General features: G+C 33.9%; 19 protein-coding genes. 13 read left to right on the forward strand and 6 right to left on the reverse strand.

Translation table 11 applies throughout. The features are described 5' to 3' along the window. The first annotated feature begins 262 nt into the window (after window positions 1-262). From QYS49_RS13875 to QYS49_RS13885, 3 genes are read left to right on the forward strand one after another with little or no spacing between them, the layout of a single operon-like run. The gene (locus QYS49_RS13875; RefSeq protein ID WP_308348087.1) at window positions 263-1,600 is read left to right on the forward strand and encodes a S41 family peptidase; all 1,338 of its coding nucleotides are present in this window, start codon (window positions 263-265) and stop codon (window positions 1,598-1,600) included. Between the two features lie 31 nt (window positions 1,601-1,631). After that, on the forward strand, window positions 1,632-2,693 hold the full coding sequence (locus tag QYS49_RS13880) for a sensor histidine kinase (RefSeq protein WP_308348089.1): 1,062 nt from the start codon (window positions 1,632-1,634) through the stop codon (window positions 2,691-2,693). Then, window positions 2,683-3,375 carry a LytR/AlgR family response regulator transcription factor gene (locus QYS49_RS13885; RefSeq protein ID WP_308348090.1) on the forward strand — a complete coding sequence of 231 codons (693 nt, stop codon included), beginning with the start codon at window positions 2,683-2,685 and terminating at the stop codon, window positions 3,373-3,375. The genes QYS49_RS13880 and QYS49_RS13885 overlap by 11 nt, the downstream gene beginning before the upstream one ends. 343 nt (window positions 3,376-3,718) lie before the next feature. Here QYS49_RS13885 and QYS49_RS13890 read toward each other — a convergent pair whose 3' ends face one another. Then, window positions 3,719-4,630, reverse strand: a complete 912-nt coding sequence (locus QYS49_RS13890; RefSeq protein WP_308348092.1) for a helix-turn-helix domain-containing protein — start codon at window positions 4,628-4,630, stop codon at window positions 3,719-3,721. 121 nt (window positions 4,631-4,751) lie between these two features. On the opposite strand from QYS49_RS13890, the gene QYS49_RS13895 reads away from it, so the two are divergent. After that, entirely contained in the window at window positions 4,752-5,861 is a 1,110-nt protein-coding gene (locus QYS49_RS13895) for a ligand-binding sensor domain-containing protein (RefSeq protein ID WP_308348093.1), read from the forward strand. A 281-nt stretch (window positions 5,862-6,142) separates the two neighbouring features. Here QYS49_RS13895 and QYS49_RS13900 read toward each other — a convergent pair whose 3' ends face one another. The 3 genes from QYS49_RS13900 to QYS49_RS13910 form a co-directional block, all read right to left on the reverse strand. After that, a complete protein-coding gene (locus QYS49_RS13900) occupies window positions 6,143-7,531 on the reverse strand; it encodes a sodium-dependent transporter (protein WP_308348095.1) in 1,389 nt (462 codons plus the stop codon). A gap of 95 nt (window positions 7,532-7,626) precedes the next feature. Next, window positions 7,627-8,511 carry a bile acid:sodium symporter family protein gene (locus QYS49_RS13905; protein WP_308348096.1) on the reverse strand — a complete coding sequence of 295 codons (885 nt, stop codon included), beginning with the start codon at window positions 8,509-8,511 and terminating at the stop codon, window positions 7,627-7,629. A 57-nt stretch (window positions 8,512-8,568) separates the two neighbouring features. Then, the gene (locus tag QYS49_RS13910) at window positions 8,569-9,093 is read right to left on the reverse strand and encodes a hypothetical protein (protein ID WP_308348097.1); all 525 of its coding nucleotides are present in this window, start codon (window positions 9,091-9,093) and stop codon (window positions 8,569-8,571) included. 127 nt (window positions 9,094-9,220) lie between these two features. Between QYS49_RS13910 and QYS49_RS13915 the strand changes: the two genes are divergently transcribed. From QYS49_RS13915 to QYS49_RS13955, 9 genes are all read left to right on the forward strand, one after another. Further along, entirely contained in the window at window positions 9,221-9,559 is a 339-nt protein-coding gene (locus QYS49_RS13915) for a PadR family transcriptional regulator (protein ID WP_308348098.1), read from the forward strand. After that, window positions 9,559-10,227, forward strand: coding sequence for a hypothetical protein (locus QYS49_RS13920; protein ID WP_308348100.1), 669 nt, complete (start codon window positions 9,559-9,561; stop codon window positions 10,225-10,227). Before QYS49_RS13915 ends, QYS49_RS13920 begins: the two co-directional genes overlap by 1 nt. Then, complete coding sequence (locus QYS49_RS13925; RefSeq protein WP_308348101.1) at window positions 10,224-10,874, forward strand: hypothetical protein; 651 nt, start codon at window positions 10,224-10,226, stop codon at window positions 10,872-10,874. Before QYS49_RS13920 ends, QYS49_RS13925 begins: the two co-directional genes overlap by 4 nt. Window positions 10,875-10,993: 119 nt before the next feature. After that, on the forward strand, window positions 10,994-11,404 hold the full coding sequence (locus QYS49_RS13930) for a 6-pyruvoyl trahydropterin synthase family protein (RefSeq protein ID WP_308348103.1): 411 nt from the start codon (window positions 10,994-10,996) through the stop codon (window positions 11,402-11,404). Beyond that, the gene (gene folE, locus QYS49_RS13935) at window positions 11,382-12,077 is read left to right on the forward strand and encodes a GTP cyclohydrolase I FolE (protein WP_308348105.1); all 696 of its coding nucleotides are present in this window, start codon (window positions 11,382-11,384) and stop codon (window positions 12,075-12,077) included. Before QYS49_RS13930 ends, folE begins: the two co-directional genes overlap by 23 nt. A gap of 160 nt (window positions 12,078-12,237) precedes the next feature. After that, window positions 12,238-12,948 (forward strand): SDR family NAD(P)-dependent oxidoreductase, encoded by a 711-nt coding sequence (locus QYS49_RS13940; protein ID WP_308348107.1) that lies wholly within the window; start codon window positions 12,238-12,240, stop codon window positions 12,946-12,948. A 96-nt stretch (window positions 12,949-13,044) separates the two neighbouring features. Next, window positions 13,045-13,485 carry a hypothetical protein gene (locus QYS49_RS13945; protein ID WP_308348109.1) on the forward strand — a complete coding sequence of 147 codons (441 nt, stop codon included), beginning with the start codon at window positions 13,045-13,047 and terminating at the stop codon, window positions 13,483-13,485. A gap of 8 nt (window positions 13,486-13,493) precedes the next feature. Continuing rightward, window positions 13,494-13,742 (forward strand): hypothetical protein, encoded by a 249-nt coding sequence (locus QYS49_RS13950; RefSeq protein ID WP_308348110.1) that lies wholly within the window; start codon window positions 13,494-13,496, stop codon window positions 13,740-13,742. A 64-nt stretch (window positions 13,743-13,806) separates the two neighbouring features. Next, the gene (locus QYS49_RS13955; RefSeq protein ID WP_308348111.1) at window positions 13,807-14,070 is read left to right on the forward strand and encodes a hypothetical protein; all 264 of its coding nucleotides are present in this window, start codon (window positions 13,807-13,809) and stop codon (window positions 14,068-14,070) included. A gap of 184 nt (window positions 14,071-14,254) precedes the next feature. Here QYS49_RS13955 and hflC read toward each other — a convergent pair whose 3' ends face one another. Continuing rightward, window positions 14,255-15,196: a protease modulator HflC gene (gene hflC / locus QYS49_RS13960; RefSeq protein WP_308348113.1), complete on the reverse strand. Its 942-nt coding sequence runs from the start codon at window positions 15,194-15,196 to the stop codon at window positions 14,255-14,257. A gap of 27 nt (window positions 15,197-15,223) precedes the next feature. Beyond that, complete coding sequence (gene hflK, locus QYS49_RS13965) at window positions 15,224-16,213, reverse strand: FtsH protease activity modulator HflK (RefSeq protein WP_308348114.1); 990 nt, start codon at window positions 16,211-16,213, stop codon at window positions 15,224-15,226. Between the last annotated feature and the right edge of the window lie 49 nt (window positions 16,214-16,262).

Below are 16,262 nucleotides of genomic sequence, written 5' to 3' on the forward strand. Positions count from 1 at the left end.
GGCAAAACAAAATTTCCTTAATATTGGCGTGACAATTAATTTCCTTAAATAGAAGGAAGTGACTCTTTAACCAAACAGTATCGCACCCCAAATATAAAGGTCCGATTTAGCTAGTTTGCTTTATTCACATTTTAAATCTTGTTAAAATTATAAACACTCCCCATTACCACCTCTCTGTCTACCCCAATCTACCGTTTGTCGACAGAATAGAATTTGCTTTTCTTTTCTCATTAAGTTGCCGTCCAAAACAAACAAAACAACTATGATGAATCGATTAAAAGAAACTCTAACTGTACTCTTAATTTGTTTTCCCTTTCTAAATAATGCTCAGTCAGCGGCTGATGTAGTCAGGAAGGTACAAGAACTCATGCTGGAAAATTATATTTTCTTAGATAAAGCCAAAGAAACCAATGCGCATTTGGACTCTCTGCTAGCTGCAAATTTCTTCGAAGATTTTGATCATCCTCCAAAATTTGCACAAGCGCTTTCTGTTGAAATGCAAAAGATAACAAAAGACAAACATTTAAACATCGTCCCGCCACCTCCACCACCCCATCCCAATGAGGAAAATGAGGAATTAGACTTTATTACCCGTCACCTCCGCAATATGGAACGATTCAGAAATGGAGGATTTGGAAATATTGACTTACTGGCAGGCAATGTTGGATATGTAGAATTAAAAGGCTTCCGTAGAGAAGATATACCGAAAGTAGATGCCGTAATGGAGTACTTTTCAACAGCTGATGCAATCATCATTGACTTAAGGGAAAATGGAGGAGGAAATAGCCTAGGTCTATATTGGAGCAGCTATTTTTTAAAAAAAGGAGTAGGACTCAGCGGGAAGTACGAAAGAAGGACAGACAGCTATAGCGAACTATTGACGGTAACTGTGAAAGGACAAAAAAGACTGGAAATACCTCTCTTCATTCTTACCAGTGATTTCACTTTTTCAGCAGCTGAGGCATTTGCTTATGACTTGCAAAGCAGAAAAAGAGCCGTGATTGTAGGAGAAAATACAGGCGGTGGTGCACACCCAGTAAATTTTATGCCAATAGCCCAAGGCTATGGAATCTTGATGCCCTACGCCAGATCCATCAACCCAATCACTGAGTCCAACTGGGAAGGCATTGGTGTAACCCCAGACATCCCCACTACAAGCGAAGATGCGTTTGAAAAGGCCAGGAAACTGGCACAAGATGCAGCCAAAAGCTATAGAGAAGAGCCCTTTAATAAGCTCAAAGCACTGCTTGCAAAAAATAAGATAACTGAAGAAGAGGAGGCTATGGTGTATGATTTATTTAAACTTCTATTGCGAAGGAAGCATCTCGAAGATTTTATGATCAATCATATGGGCTATTTCTACCTTGATAATCAAAAAATGCATTCGGCTTTTATTATATTTAAAACAAATTTAAGGTTGTTTCCTGATTCGCCCAATGCTCATGATAGCTTTGCAGAATTCTTAGCACTTCAGGGCAAAAAGGATGAAGCTTTAAATCACTACCAGCAGGCAGTGACCTTAGCAAAAGCACAGGATGATGAGCAACAAGAGATGTACAAACGCAATTTGTTAGAATTTGAGTCAAAAATAAACCGATGACCGTCTGCTTTGCAGACGGCTTTATTTTTTTATGAAGATACAGCATCACATAACAATTTCTAAAAAGAATCTCAACCATTTTATCTTTTGGTGTGTGATGCTGATCTACTACATTAGCTCTTCCTGGCCACATGAGTCGGACAAAGTATTCCTGTTCGAACGCATGTTTTCCAAGACGATTATACAGCTCATGTTGGCTTATTTATTAATTTACCTGCACACATCTCTTTTTGTAGTGAAAAAGAGAAGACTTACCTTTGTTTTATTCAGTTTACTTACCATTTATATTGCCTATGTCTTTTACACTGCCATACGCTGTTATTATCTTGTACCTAAATATCCTGAAATTTACCAGTACCGGCCTCCGCTTGAATTTATAGAGCGCATTACCAATGGCTATGCATTTATTGGCAACATAACGGAGCTAATCTTTCCAGCTATAATTCTGATCGTGATTGATTATTATAGAAAGCAGCAAGAGCTGATTAGTTTGAAAGAACAAAAGAAAACGACTGAACTACACCTATTGAAGCATCAGTTGAATCCGCATTTTCTATTCAACACGCTCAATAACCTCTATTCACTGTCGATACAAAAATCTGATCGAACACCGGAAGCCATCGCCAAGCTTTCAGACATATTAGACTATATGCTCTATAAATGCAATGACAATTTTGTTTCACTTAAAGGAGAAATAGCACTAATCAGCAATTATATTGAATTAGAGAAAATCCGATATGGCAAAAGGCTGGATCTTTCGTTTGATCATAGCCAAAAAGATGAAGTAAAAGTAGCGCCTTTACTCCTGCTCACCTTTGTTGAGAATGCTTTTAAACATGGCGTAACCCAGGAACTTAATGTTGCTAAGATTAACATTCTGGTGGAAGGCAATAAAGATAACATCCTATTTAAGATTGAAAACTCAAAACCTGTTTTGAAAAGTGTTGAGGAAAATAGGCTTCAAGACGCCATTGGTTTACAAAACATCAGAAGACAACTTGAATTACTGTATCCTAAACAGTATCATTTGGAGGTAGTCAACAAGCAAAAATCCTTTTTAATTACTCTTAAAATAACTCCTAATGACTTATAAATGTATCATTGTAGATGATGAAGAGCTAGCAAGACAACTCATAGAAAACCACCTTTCGCAATTGAGTGATTTTGAGCTCTTAGCTTCCTGCTCTTCCGCAATAGAAGCCCATCAATTTCTTCAAAGTGAAACCGTTGACTTGCTTTTTATGGATATCGAAATGCCGGTGCTGAAAGGTACTGCCTTCGTGAAAAATCTAAAAGCAGAACCCAAAGTGATTTTCACTACTGCCCACCGTGATTATGCAGTCGAAGGTTTTGAGTTGGACGCTGTCGATTATATATTAAAACCCATCACCTTTGAACGTTTTTTTAAAGCCATCGAAAAGTTTTTGGCAATACAAAAACCTTTGGAAACAATGGATAGCAAAGATTCCATTTACATTCAAATCAATAAGAAAAACCTCCGGCTCATACTTAATGATATTTTCTTTGTGGAAAGCTTTAAAGACTATCTAAAAATCCACTTAGCAGAAGAAACATTAATGTTCAAACACAGCCTCACCGCTTTTGAAGAAAAGCTAAATCCAAGTTTTTTGAGAATCCATCGGTCTTATATTGTGAACCGTGATAAAGTGACGGCATATACCAAAAATGATGTAGAAATAGGCAAAATTGAACTTCCTATCGGAGAATTTTATAAAAAGAATACCTTAGAAAAATTAGGAAAACCTCTGAAATAAGAAGTTCCAAACAGCAATCCAAAAGGTATTGATTTACAGCTCCATAGATTATGTTTAGGCTTTTTAAAGAAAAACTATAACATTACTGTATATTCAGTTTACTACCAAAACCTACAAAGTGTCATTTGAAAAGTGGCTTTTCAGAATTTAGAGTAACTGATATTAGTATGTAAACAAATTGTGTCTATGCTTTCGCAAAACGCAATTGTTTTTAGCCATATGTTAGGCTTAATTTGAACCATGAATAAAATTTTCTACTATAGTGCGTTGCGCAGCAAAACACGTGCACAGCACAAAAAGGGAATCATTAAAAACTATATCTTTACAAGCAAAACTAACCAACCTACCCTTTCAAAATAAGCTTATAGCCTATCCCGCGAACATTGACAATTTTCACACTGGTATCTGCCTCCAGTCTCTTCCGCAACTTAGAAATAAAAACATCCAAAGTCCGCCCAATATAACTACCCTCGTCTCCCCAAATCGTTTTCAGAATATGTTCGCGTTCCACCGTGCTATTCACATAGTTCAAGAGTAGCTTAAGTAAATCCGCTTCTTTACTAGACAATTCAATGATTTCACCTTTGAATGAAAGCTCCATACTTTTCTTATTAAACTGATAGGCTCCTATTGATGTAAGATTTGGGTCGTGCTTGGCTTTTGGTTTGTTCTTTTGAGAATACAGAAACAATCCAATCAAGAGCAGCAACGCTAATCCTGGTATACCAAAAGCCAAATAATTCACTCCTTTTGCCTCCAAAAGGGCATTTTTTGGGGATTCAACAGGCGGTTCATAAAAAGAGTGTAGCAAATTATTAGGTTCCACTATCGTAAAGAAAATACGATAGCAAGCTTTGGGCAACATCCTGTTAACACAAGGCACCAAATCCTGTTTAACCGACCCCCCTATTTCATAACTGTAAACTACCTTGCCGGAAACACATTCTTCCACCTCCACTATATAACTGCTTGCAATCCCTGTTTTTTTAACTGCACTATCAATAGTCACGACAAGCACTTCAGGTTTAAATTGCAATTCACTTTCAAATCCTAATCCATACCTATCTTCCTCTTTCTCTATTGGTAATACACGTGAGCTACTATCCCCCGCACTAAGCAGCACTTCATGCCCCATCACCCTCATAGATACCTGAATATGTCTTTCATATATCTCCTCTTGAGCATAGCCAGAAAGAGCGGAGAAGCACAGAAGTAAGCAAACAAAAATGATAGTTTTAAGGTATTGAGTAATCATGATACAAATCTATCGTATTAAACTACTATTAGAAATGATTTACATTTCTTTTACATTATTTTACACTTGAAAAAGCCTACAGAATGAGCATAAGCTTATCATTGTGAAAAAAAACATGATGATGACAAAAAAATTCCTATTACAAAAAAGCTATTTTTTACTTCTCTCTATAGGGTTGATTACTGCTTGCAGCAAACAAGAGAAATCTAGTAGTAAGAATAAAAATACTGATTTAACTAAAGTCCCTGCTGCCAAAACAGCTAGTACTCAAGAAATTGTTACGTTATATGCTGATGAAAACTCATTTTGGAGTACTTTTGATAAACACGAAAATATTAAATATCCACAAGTCAGCGAATATGTAAGAAGAATATTTCAGGATCAAAAAGGGCATCTGTGGTTCGCTTCCAATGCTGTTGGCGTGAGCCGATACGATGGTGATACCCTTAGCTATTTCTCCATAAATGAAGGCCTGAGTGGTGCACAGGTAACGGGAATTACGGAAGACAAAGAGGGGAATCTCTGGTTCTCCACTAATGGAGGCGTATCGAAGTATGATGGTAAAGCATTTACTAATTACACCAGTAAAAATGGATTGAGAAGTAATAGAGTCTGGAGTATATTTCAGGATAGTCACGGAACCATTTGGGCAGGTACAACTAAGGGACTTTGTCGATATGATGGAAATAAATTCAATCCTTTTCCAATTCCTAATTTCCCAAACAGCATAGTAAGGAGCATCACGGAAGACAACAAAGGGAATCTGTGGTTTGGCACTGATGGGCAGGGCATTTATAAATATAATGGTGATTCCTTTAGTGTTATCACCCAAAAAGATGGTTTAAGTGATAATAATGTGCTCAGCATTTTGGCAGATTCTAAAGGGAATATTTGGATAGGTACCAGATTTGGAGGTTTAAGCAGATATGATGGCATCTCTTTTTCTCACTACTCAGTGGAGAACGGTATTGGAAACAACGAAGTATGCACTATTTATGAAGATAAGTCTGGCAATGTGTGGTTCAGTTCTGAAGGTTTTGGTATTTATCGTTACAAAGAAGGCACTATTACGAACTTCAGCAAGCAAGAAGGTCTCCCCATTCGAGCAGTGCAATCTATTTTTGAAGACAAAGAGGGTCGCTTTTGGATAGGCGGAGGAGATGGCCTTTACCGTAAGGCGGGCAAATCCTTTACTAAAATCACAATAAATGGTCCTTGGGAAAATTGTTAAAGGTAGGGTTATTTAGAAGACCCTACTATTAAAAACCACTACTATGGACGATAAAATTAGAGCATTTAAAGGAGTTTCTCCACTTAATGACGCAATGGATTCAGCATATGCAAGATGCATTTAGACGGATCAGCGGTTGCCTGTTTGAGATCAAATTCTATAGGTCTCCTAGTAGAGTGCTTATGCTGTATGATTCCATTTTGATTTATAAATCAGTTTTAAATTTTAATAAAAAAGGCTCGAAAATTCGAGCCTTTTTTAGTTAGTATATTTTCAAAATATTAGAATAATGAAATATTAAAGAATATCTGTAGCACACTTATTATAAAGATAGCACCAACCACAAATGGCGAAACAAATCTTACCATAAACATTATCATTTTTTCTAGAAAAGTACCTTCAAGAGCAGCATTTCCAAAGTAAAGTTCTTTTTGGAAACCTTTATTTTTCCATGACCATCCAGCAAATATAGCTATAAAGAAACCTCCTAAAGGCAATGCCAAATCAGAGAACACATTTTCAATCAGTGTAAAGAAATCTTTATCCTCGCCTCCATAATAAACGAAGTTAGTAAAGAAATCTGAAGCACCTTGCGAAAGCATTGTTGGTAAACCAACGAAAAAGATAAAAGTAGCAACTAAATAAACTGTTTTCTTACGATTGGTTTTAAATTGGTCGGTTACAAATGCAACTGGAACTTCTAATAGAGAAACTGTAGAAGTTAAGGCTGCAAAACACAATAATAAAAAGAATGAGGCACCAATAAATGGCCCAATACTTCCCATTGTTTCAAATATCCCTGGCAAAGCTACAAATACTAAACCTGGGCCAGCATTCGCTTCAATACTCGGTTGACTGAATACCAAAGGGAAAATCATCAAACCTGCTAAAAAAGCAATTGAAATATCAGCTACTGTTATCAAAGCAGCTGCTCCAACTATACTATCGTCTTTACCAACGTATGAACCATAAGTAATTAAAGCTCCCATCCCTAAAGAAAGAGAGAAGAAAGCTTGAGCTAATGCAGTATAGAATGTATTAGCTGTGATTTCACTAAAATCAGGCACCAAATAAAATGATAGTCCATCCATGGCACCATCCAGTGTTAGGCCATAAGATATTAAGCCAACAATCATAATTACTAATAATGGCATTAGGATCTTAGTCCATCTTTCGATTCCTTTTTGTACACCACCTGCAACAATGAGTGCAGTTAAAACCATGAATCCAATAGAATACAATAAGTTATCGGTGATATCAGAAACAAATCCTCCGAAATACTCTCCATAATTTACACCTTCGCTTAGGAGACCTCCAAAACCAATTTGTATGAAATAACCGAAAGCCCAACCAGCTACTACATTGTAGAAACTAAGGATCATAATGCCTGATAAAACACCCATTAAGCCAACTAATCCCCATCTTCGATTTCCGATTTTATTAAATGCCCCAAACGGATTTAATCTAGTATTTCGACCAATAGCTGTTTCAGCCAACATAATCGGTAAACAGATTAAAAAAGCACAAGCCAAATAAATTACCAAAAATGCAGCTCCTCCATTCTCTCCTACTTCATAAGGGAACTTCCAAATATTACCTAAACCTACTGCAGAACCTGCTGCTGCTGCTATAAAACCTAAACGGTTAGAAAAACCTCCTCTTGATGCCATGAATTAAATTTTAGGTCGTAAATATATAGGATTAATCCAATAGCGCAATATGAAATCTGTACGGATGTGAAGAAATTGTTATGAATGGGTGAAATTTAGATTCTAAAACCAGGTATTAGCTTCCTTTGCATCAAAAATGCCAGGCCAAAAGTTGTGATAAATGAAAAACTACTGTACAAAATGGCCATAGTACTGATAGCTGAATTTCCTACCACCTGATTAGCTATAAAAAGTGCCAAAACGCTGTTTTGTAAGCCCATTTCAATTGCTATGGTATAATTTGATTCATGTCTTAATCCAATGAATTTCCCTAATCTATAGCCCGTAAGTATAGTAATGAAGTTGAAAATAATTAGAGGAATTAACAAATTAAGATGATCCAAATAGTTAACTTCTTTATTATCTTCATCTAAAAAAATAATTGCTAAAAGTGCTAAAATTAATATAAATGGTAGAATGAATTTTAATGGTTTCTTGATTGGTTGCGTAAAATTATCAGATGTAAATTCATTAACTAAAATCCCAAGAGAGACAGGAATTATAACGGTATAGAAAACTTGAGCAGTAGTTTCCCAAAAGCTTAAGTTAATTTCTTGCTCTTTTCCCAAAAACAAATTAAAACTTAATTGAAGAATGGCAGGGATTGTAAATAATATAATAAAACTATTAAAGGCCGTCATTGAAATGGATAAAGCCACTCTTCCACCTAATAATTTTGTTACCAAATTGGATGCTGTGCCACCTGGGCAGGCTGCTAAAAGCATTAAACCAACCTTATAAACAGGATCAATGGGCCAGAAATAAATTAAAGCTAAAGCCATTAGCGGCATTAAAAACATCTGGCTTAAAACACCTGTAATAACCGCTTTTGGTTGAATAAAAACTCTATAAAAATCTTTAAACTTTAATTCCAAACCAATGCCGAACATAATTAAGGCAATAGCAAAGGGCATTATAAAGTCTACAAAGGATTGTTGCATGTAAAAAAGTAACGCAAAATTAAATCTAGTAGTCCAATAAAAACTTAATAATGTTAACTATTTAGAAAAACTCTGATTAAAAACTTTCCCACCTTCTGGAATATCAATTTTAACAAACTGATGTTTCGTAGTTTGATGGCAAGCATTACAAGATTGCACTAAAAGCTTGTAAGAATCTGCAAAGGCTTGAGTATTTTCGTCATGAATGGATTTTTCCACTTTTTCAAAAGCTGGATTGGTCATAGTGCCTACTAAAGCAGAAATATCATATCCCTCATCCACAACTTTAGCATTTTCTATTTCCTCTATTGTTTCTTCTATTTCATGAGCATAGAATTCTGATAATTCCCAATTTTCATTTTCACCTGCTAAATATAATTTATGACTGTAAGTCTGCAAGTAGCCCATAGCTTTAGCCAATTCGTAATCTTCCTCATTATGAGCATTATCCTTACTTGTTTGTACAGTTTCATTTCTTTCTTTTTCTATATTAGTGTTTAGCTCAGCAATACTTATGTAATTCATGATTCCAATCACTAGCGCTATAATAGCTAAACCACCACTCAAAACATTCTTATTCATACTTTGTATATTTTTAAAATTAATGATTCGCCAAATTTATTTAGAATTGTTTTAAATAAGAAAGAATTAACCATGAATTTTTATACCCAATTTACTTATGCATAAGGAAATTTTGTATACTTGCATCATGGCAAATCAACAATTGATAAAAGGAAGTCTTTCCACCATAGTGCTGCATTTATTGCAAAGTGCGGGTGAAATGTACGGTTATGAGATCACCCAGAAGGTAAAGCAACTCACTTCTGATGAAATCAAATTAACTGAAGGAGCTCTCTATCCTACTTTACATAAATTAGAAGCTGAAGGCACTTTAAGCACGGAAAGCAGAAAAGTGGACGGAAGAGTAAGGAAGTATTACAGATTAACAGAAGACGGTAAGAAAGCCACAGCTGAAAGAATGGAAGAACTAGAGGCTTTTCTATTGAATATGCAACGAGTTTTAGGATTTAATTTAAAATTAAGCTGATGCGAACTTTAACAGTCGAACAAAAAGAGCAGTTAGCAAATCATATAGCCAAAAAACCAATAAAATACATTGAGTTGTACAATGAATTATATGATCATTATGCCTCTTCTTATGAGAATGGCGAAGAAACCTTTGAAGAAATCATAGCAGAACTTGATGAACACTTTCAATATCAAAAAGTAAAGACAATAAATGCTAATTTACTGAAGAAGACTAAAAAATCTGTTAATGAAATTTATTGGAGTGAATTCAAGAATTCTTGGCGTTGGCCTCAAATTCTAACCACTTTAGGGTTCTTATCATTGGGCTTCTTTATAATAGAATACTTGCCGATAAAAGTGGTTATGTGGTCCGTAGTAATACCAATGTTAGTATTTAATGCTGGAATTTTTCTTTATGGATTATACTTGAGTAGAAGAAAAGAATTTGGTTCTAAAAAATTCAAATCTGCTCATCTTGATGCTAGCCAATTCTATTTGAGCTATACTACAAGCATTTTTAATCTAGCAATACTTTTACCAGTGATTGCAGGAGATCCTGACACATCAGGAATTCATTTCTTTGAACAAGTACCATTAATTGTACTATTTTTTATGATTGTATTTTTCACCTCTTCTATAATTGGACTTAAAGTATTTAAAAGCAAAATAAGAGTACAATATTTATGAAATTATCAGCTGAACAAATCACCCAAATTAAATCATGGATATCGAAAAGAGGATTTACCCATACAGATGTTCAATATGAGATTATTGATCATGTAGCCTCAGCAATTGAAGAAAAAATGGAAGCTAAGCCTGAATTGAGTTTAGAAGAGGCATTTTCTGAAGTTCATAAATCATTTGGAGTATTTGGTTTTCAAACTTTTGAAGAATCTATTGCCAATCGATTGAACAAAGAACTTTTACACTCTTATTGGTCTGCATTCAGAGAAATTCTCTTTTCCAGTAAAATTATTATTCCAATACTGATCTTTATTATTATAAACCTTATTTCACAACAACTTCCTCAATATTTTAATCAATTTATACTAAGCGCGCTTTTTGGATTCTGTATGATTACTTTGATTTATATTTATACTATCAGAAGATCAAAAAAACACCTGAAGTCTTATCTTAGTTTTAAAATGGCTTCGGCTATTATTCCATTGATGACAATTTCTATTTTCAACTTGAGATTTTTATATCTAGAATTAGTTAATCCGATTTGGACTGCCATTTTGATAAGCATTTTAGTTATCGCGATGTGGTCTGTATTCTTAGGATGTAAGCAAATGATTCAAAAAACAGAGAAATTATATAAGCTTTATAATTGAGTTTTTAGACTATTCTGGTACCTACCAACATATTTGTTTAACTAATTAATATATTTATTAAACACTTCCAACTCTTCCGTGTTATTGCCGTATATTTGACCTTCAATAAATAAACATTAATGAAAGTAGCAGTTTTCAGGAAAGAACATTTTAATGCCGCCCATAGGTTAAACAATCCAAACTGGTCGGAAGAAAAAAACCAGAAGGTTTTCGGAAAATGTAACAATCCCAATTTTCATGGTCATAATTACGAACTTATCGTTAAAGTAACAGGAGAAGTTAATCCTGAAACAGGATATGTTATGGATATGAAAGAATTGAGTGATTTGATTAAGGAAAGGGTATTAGACAGATTTGACCATAAAAATTTAAATCTGGATACTTCAGAATTTTCTGAGCTTAATCCTACTGCTGAAAATATTGCAATCGTAATTTTTAATTTATTGAGGGATAAAATTGACTCCAATAAAGATTTAAAAATTAAGTTGTACGAAACGGAAAGAAATTATGTCGAATACCCAACAGAATAAAAATTTGGAAAATTATAATGAATTCGATGATTTAGGTGATGATCATGTAGGTTCAAATTTTGAAACTCCATTAAGAGCAGATGCTTTTGAAATGGATGATGATTTGAAGATGGAAATGATTGCCAAACATTTCAAGGAAATCATGCATATTTTAGGAATGGATTTAAGCGATGACAGCTTGAAAGGGACTCCTAATAGAGTGGCTAAAATGTATGTAAAAGAAGTCTTCAGTGGTTTGAATCCTAAAAACAAACCTCAACCTAAGCTTTTTGAAAACAAATATAAATACAGCCAAATGTTAGTAGAAAAAGATATTACATTCTACTCTCATTGCGAACATCACTTTGTACCTATTTATGGAAAAGCACATGTAGCTTACATTTCAAGTGGTAAAGTGATTGGTCTTTCAAAAATCAATAGGATAGTTCAATATTATTCAAAAAGACCCCAAGTACAGGAAAGATTGACGGTTCAAATTGCAGAAGAGCTAAGAAAAGTGATGGAAACTGAAGATGTAGCTGTGGTAATGGATGCTAATCATATGTGCGTTTCCTCGCGTGGAGTTGGTGACACAAATAGCCGAACAGGAACATCTTATTTTGGTGGAAAATTCAATGATGAAGCAACAAGAAGAGAGTTTTTGGACTATATTAATTCTCCTAATAACAGTTAATTCGGAAACTATAAAATGACATTCTAAAGCCAGTTGAAAAAATCAACTGGCTTTTTTATTGACCAAAATAAAAATTGAGATAAAATGATTTAAAGTTTAAAAACTAACAAACATTCCATGTCATTAATGGTTTTTCTTAGTAGAACTTAAATAGATCATTATGTCATTTGAAAATAAAAATATATTAATAATTGGAGCTAGTTCTGGTATTGGATTAAGCTTAGCTAAAAACCTTCAAGAAAAAGGTGCCAATCTAATTTTAGCATCAAGAAACAAACCTAATTTATCAGGTGATTTTCAATATATTAAATTAGATGTTTTGGATATGAAGGATGAATTGAAAGAATTGCCTGAGACACTTCACGGATTAGTATATTGCCCTGGAAGTATAAATCTTAAGCCTTTCCAAAGTATTAAAGAAAACGATTATATCAATGATTTTAGATTGAATACGGTCGGGGCAGCAATGGTAATTCAGCAATCATTAAAAGCCTTAAAAAGTGCCAAAGGTGCAAGTATAGTTTTATTTAGCACTGTTGCCGCTAACACAGGATTATCCTTCCATGCTTCCATTGCATCAGCTAAAGGCGCTTTACAAGGCTTTGGCTTAAGCTTGGCAGCTGAATTGGCTTCTAAGCAAATAAGAGTAAATATGGTAGCTCCGAGTTTAACGGACACACCTTTAGCTGAAAACTTATTATCCTCTGACGATAAAAAAGAAGCTTCTAATAAAAGGCATCCTATTGGGAGATATGGAAAGGCTGAAGATATCTCGAATGCGGCAAGCTTCTTATTAGATAATGAAAACAGTTGGATTACAGGGCAAATATTGGGTGTTGATGGCGGAATGGAGCGAATAAGAAATATTTAATTTCTTGAAAACAATTGATTGAATTATATGTTTAAAACATAACTTTTTTTTTTAAAAAGCATATTAATTTTTTCTAACAAACAGATTTTTAAAATTATGAGTAACGAATCAGAAACATTAAAAGATAATTTGGTTTTACACCATAAAGGTTCCCATGCAAAAATATCCTTTGTAGAGGGTAAACCAGTTGCAATAGTTGAAGCAACAAGTACATACATACCGATTGAAGAATTTAAAAGCATTTTTAATGAAATTGGTAAATTGGTTGGTTCAAAAAAAATCACCAAACTAATATTTGACAAAAGAAAATTAACAGTTTTTCATCAGCCTTCTATGGAATGGTATTTTACTGAATGGAAAGAGCAAATGTGGCACAAAGGATTGAAAACACATAGAAAAATTTTACCTGACAATAAAGTATTTCAGCAAAGTGTGAAAATAGGAAGAGAAAAAATTAAAGAAGATCATCCTAATTTAAAATTCAATGAAATGGATATTCAATATAAGGATACTTTGCAGGAAGCAATTGATAATTAATATTTTTTATGGCGAAAAATACTGTTGAAGAATTACAATTAGAGCTAGAGAAGTCTAACAATGAAATAAAACTTCTTAAGTCAAGGTATGAAAATCAAGTTGGCGAGTTAAAGAAAGAAGTTTCTTATTTGAAAGAACAATTAATGGCTCAACAAGACATGCTCAAAATGGCAGTAGAATATGCTAATAAGCTAGGTAAAGAATTGAAAGGCTTAAAAAAGAGAATAGATTCAGGTAATTTTCAGAGTATACATTAATCCATTATATAATTGAACAATTAACTTATTCAAACAATTCTGATGAACAATTTATTCTTTATGTATGGGTAAAATTCCAGAATCTTATTACTTCTACAAAGATCAACTTCGAAGAGCAAAAGAAGAGAAAGAAAAGCTTAAAAAAGAGTATGAATCAAAGATTAATGGTTTAAATGATGAGATTTCATTTTTGAAAGAAAAGATACAAGCTCAGCATACAATGATAGAGCAATCTATAGAAAATGTAATGAGATTAGAACAACAGTTAAAATCTTTTGATTTGGAAATCTCAAAAGGTAACTCAGAAGATAAAGATAATACGGATTGATCAGTAGTTTCAATTAATTACTGAAGAATTTATTTGCCTTAGATGCTTTTTTTGTAATCATTAGAGAAGTATAAAAGTGCAATTTTTTAGTTGAAATTATGATATCATAAAACAACCGCAAAAAAATAGCATTGAGATTTTCTCAATGCTATTTTTAATTTTAAAAAGATAAATTAATAAATATTTAATTCATCGATTTCAAATATTTATACAAATCACTGTCGGTAGATAAAATTACAGTAGTCTCATTATTAAAGGTCTTTTGGAAAGTTTCCATAGATTTTAAGAAAGAGTACAATTCTCTTGAAGCATTATTCTTATTGTATGCATTGGCATAAATAGCAGCAGCTTCAGCATCTGCTTTACCTTTTATCTGTTCAGCCACTTTAAAAGCCTCAGATTGAATAGATTTAAGTTCTCTTTCCTTCTCACCATTAATTCGAGAAGCTTCTCCCTGTCCTTCTGAACGGAATTTGTCAGCAATTCTGAAACGCTCACTTTTCATTCTCTCATAAACCTGAGTTCTAACTTCCTCTACGTAATTGATTCTTTTAAAACGGAAATCTAAAATTTCAATTCCCAAATCTTGAGTTTGAAGATTAGCAGATTTTTGGATGTATTCTTGAATACTATCCCGTCCAACATTGATTTGGACTAAACTATCTTCTACAATTTCGCTAATTGCCCCACTAGAGATTGGCGTTCTATTACTAGTTCTTACCGCTTCTTCTAAATAATTGTTCGCAATGAAATCACGAGTTTCACCATCTAAAATATCATCCAAACGAGATTGAGCACCACGCTCATTAGTCAAACGTTTGAAAAATTGAAGTGGGTCAGTGATTTGCCAACGAGCATAAGTATCTACAAAAATAAATTTCTTATCCTTGGTTGGCACTTGGTTAGGATCACCATCCCATTCTAAATATCTCTTATCAAAGAAGTTTGCAGTTTGAATAAAAGGAACCTTAAAATGAATTCCCGCATCTTTTACTGCCTCTCCAACGGGCTTACCAAATTGCGTGATGATTACCTGTTCCGATTCCTTTACAACATATGTACTCTGAGCAATTACAATTAAAGCAACTACTACTATAACTAATATGGTTATTAATGATTTTTTCATATCTAATATTTCAATATTTTAAAATGATCACTGATTAACAGCTTTACCTGATTGTGTAGCCATATTTAATAATGGCAATACATTCCCTCCTTTTTCATCAGTAATGATTTTTTCACCTAGTTTAGGCACTACTTCCTGCATAGTTTCTAGATAAAGTCTAGTTTTAGTAACTCCAGGAGCCTTAATATACTCAGTATACAACTCGTTAAATCTAGCAACTTCACCTTGAGAATTATTTACCCTTTCGGTTGCGTAACCTTCTGCTTTTTGGATAGTTTCTTCTGCTTGTCCTCTAGCTTTCGGGATTACTTTATTGTATTCCGATTTAGCTTGATTAATCAACGTTTCTTTTTCTTGCTGTGCTTCGTTAACGGCATTGAAAGCTCCTCTAACTGGTTCAGGTGGTGTCACATCTTGTAAAACCACTTGTTCAACTCTTATCCCTAATTCATAATCATTAGAAATCTCTTGAATCAATACTTTCAATTTTCCAGCTATTTCTGCTCTACCAACTGTAAGTACTTCATTTACCGTTCTATCTCCAACAATTTGCCTCATTCCAGACTCAGAAATATCTCTTAAAGTATTCTCAGGATCTCTTACTTTAAAAAGAAAATTGTATGGGTTATCAATTCTATATTGAACTACCCATTCCACATCAGCTAAGTTTAGATCACCAGTTAACATTAAGGATTCTCCCTCAGCTCCTCTTTTGGTAAAAGTAGATTGAATTCCAGCACTAGTTGTTCTAAAACCAAATTCTTGTTTTTGCTGACGCTCAACAGGAACTTTAGTTACTGATTCTACAAAAGGAATCTTGAAATTTAATCCTGATTCTAGGGTTCTATTGTATGCTCCCATTCGAGTTACAACCCCAACCTCTTCTGCTCCTACTTGAAAGAAAGTACTGATAACAGCTGCTAAAACCACTACCACTACCACGATCAAGCGTATGTTTTTTACTATTTTTTGAAAGGACTCTTTTGCTTTGTCACCATCAAATTCGAATTCTGCCATAAATATGCTTTTTATTGGTTAATTGTTTTGACTATATAATCTTAATTTA

The sequence above is a fragment of the Marivirga salinae genome (assembly GCF_030503855.1).
GTDB lineage: Bacteria > Bacteroidota > Bacteroidia > Cytophagales > Cyclobacteriaceae > Marivirga > Marivirga salinarum.

Excerpts from the sequence above, each read along its gene's own strand:
- QYS49_RS13910 (WP_308348097.1), bottom strand. The coding sequence starts at position 9,093 with ATGAATAAGAATGTTTTGAGTGGTGGTTTAGCTATTATAGCGCTAGTG.
- QYS49_RS13920 (WP_308348100.1), top strand. The coding sequence starts at position 9,559 with ATGCGAACTTTAACAGTCGAACAAAAAGAGCAGTTAGCAAATCATATA.
- QYS49_RS13955 (WP_308348111.1), top strand. The coding sequence starts at position 13,807 with ATGGGTAAAATTCCAGAATCTTATTACTTCTACAAAGATCAACTTCGA.
- QYS49_RS13930 (WP_308348103.1), top strand. The coding sequence starts at position 10,994 with ATGAAAGTAGCAGTTTTCAGGAAAGAACATTTTAATGCCGCCCATAGG.
- folE (WP_308348105.1), top strand. The coding sequence starts at position 11,382 with ATGTCGAATACCCAACAGAATAAAAATTTGGAAAATTATAATGAATTC.
- QYS49_RS13890 (WP_308348092.1), bottom strand. The coding sequence starts at position 4,630 with ATGATTACTCAATACCTTAAAACTATCATTTTTGTTTGCTTACTTCTG.
- hflK (WP_308348114.1), bottom strand. The coding sequence starts at position 16,213 with ATGGCAGAATTCGAATTTGATGGTGACAAAGCAAAAGAGTCCTTTCAA.
- QYS49_RS13885 (WP_308348090.1), top strand. The coding sequence starts at position 2,683 with ATGACTTATAAATGTATCATTGTAGATGATGAAGAGCTAGCAAGACAA.
- QYS49_RS13895 (WP_308348093.1), top strand. The coding sequence starts at position 4,752 with ATGACAAAAAAATTCCTATTACAAAAAAGCTATTTTTTACTTCTCTCT.
- QYS49_RS13875 (WP_308348087.1), top strand. The coding sequence starts at position 263 with ATGATGAATCGATTAAAAGAAACTCTAACTGTACTCTTAATTTGTTTT.
- QYS49_RS13950 (WP_308348110.1), top strand. The coding sequence starts at position 13,494 with ATGGCGAAAAATACTGTTGAAGAATTACAATTAGAGCTAGAGAAGTCT.
- QYS49_RS13900 (WP_308348095.1), bottom strand. The coding sequence starts at position 7,531 with ATGGCATCAAGAGGAGGTTTTTCTAACCGTTTAGGTTTTATAGCAGCA.
- QYS49_RS13880 (WP_308348089.1), top strand. The coding sequence starts at position 1,632 with ATGAAGATACAGCATCACATAACAATTTCTAAAAAGAATCTCAACCAT.
- hflC (WP_308348113.1), bottom strand. The coding sequence starts at position 15,196 with ATGAAAAAATCATTAATAACCATATTAGTTATAGTAGTAGTTGCTTTA.
- QYS49_RS13925 (WP_308348101.1), top strand. The coding sequence starts at position 10,224 with ATGAAATTATCAGCTGAACAAATCACCCAAATTAAATCATGGATATCG.
- QYS49_RS13915 (WP_308348098.1), top strand. The coding sequence starts at position 9,221 with ATGGCAAATCAACAATTGATAAAAGGAAGTCTTTCCACCATAGTGCTG.
- QYS49_RS13945 (WP_308348109.1), top strand. The coding sequence starts at position 13,045 with ATGAGTAACGAATCAGAAACATTAAAAGATAATTTGGTTTTACACCAT.
- QYS49_RS13940 (WP_308348107.1), top strand. The coding sequence starts at position 12,238 with ATGTCATTTGAAAATAAAAATATATTAATAATTGGAGCTAGTTCTGGT.
- QYS49_RS13905 (WP_308348096.1), bottom strand. The coding sequence starts at position 8,511 with ATGCAACAATCCTTTGTAGACTTTATAATGCCCTTTGCTATTGCCTTA.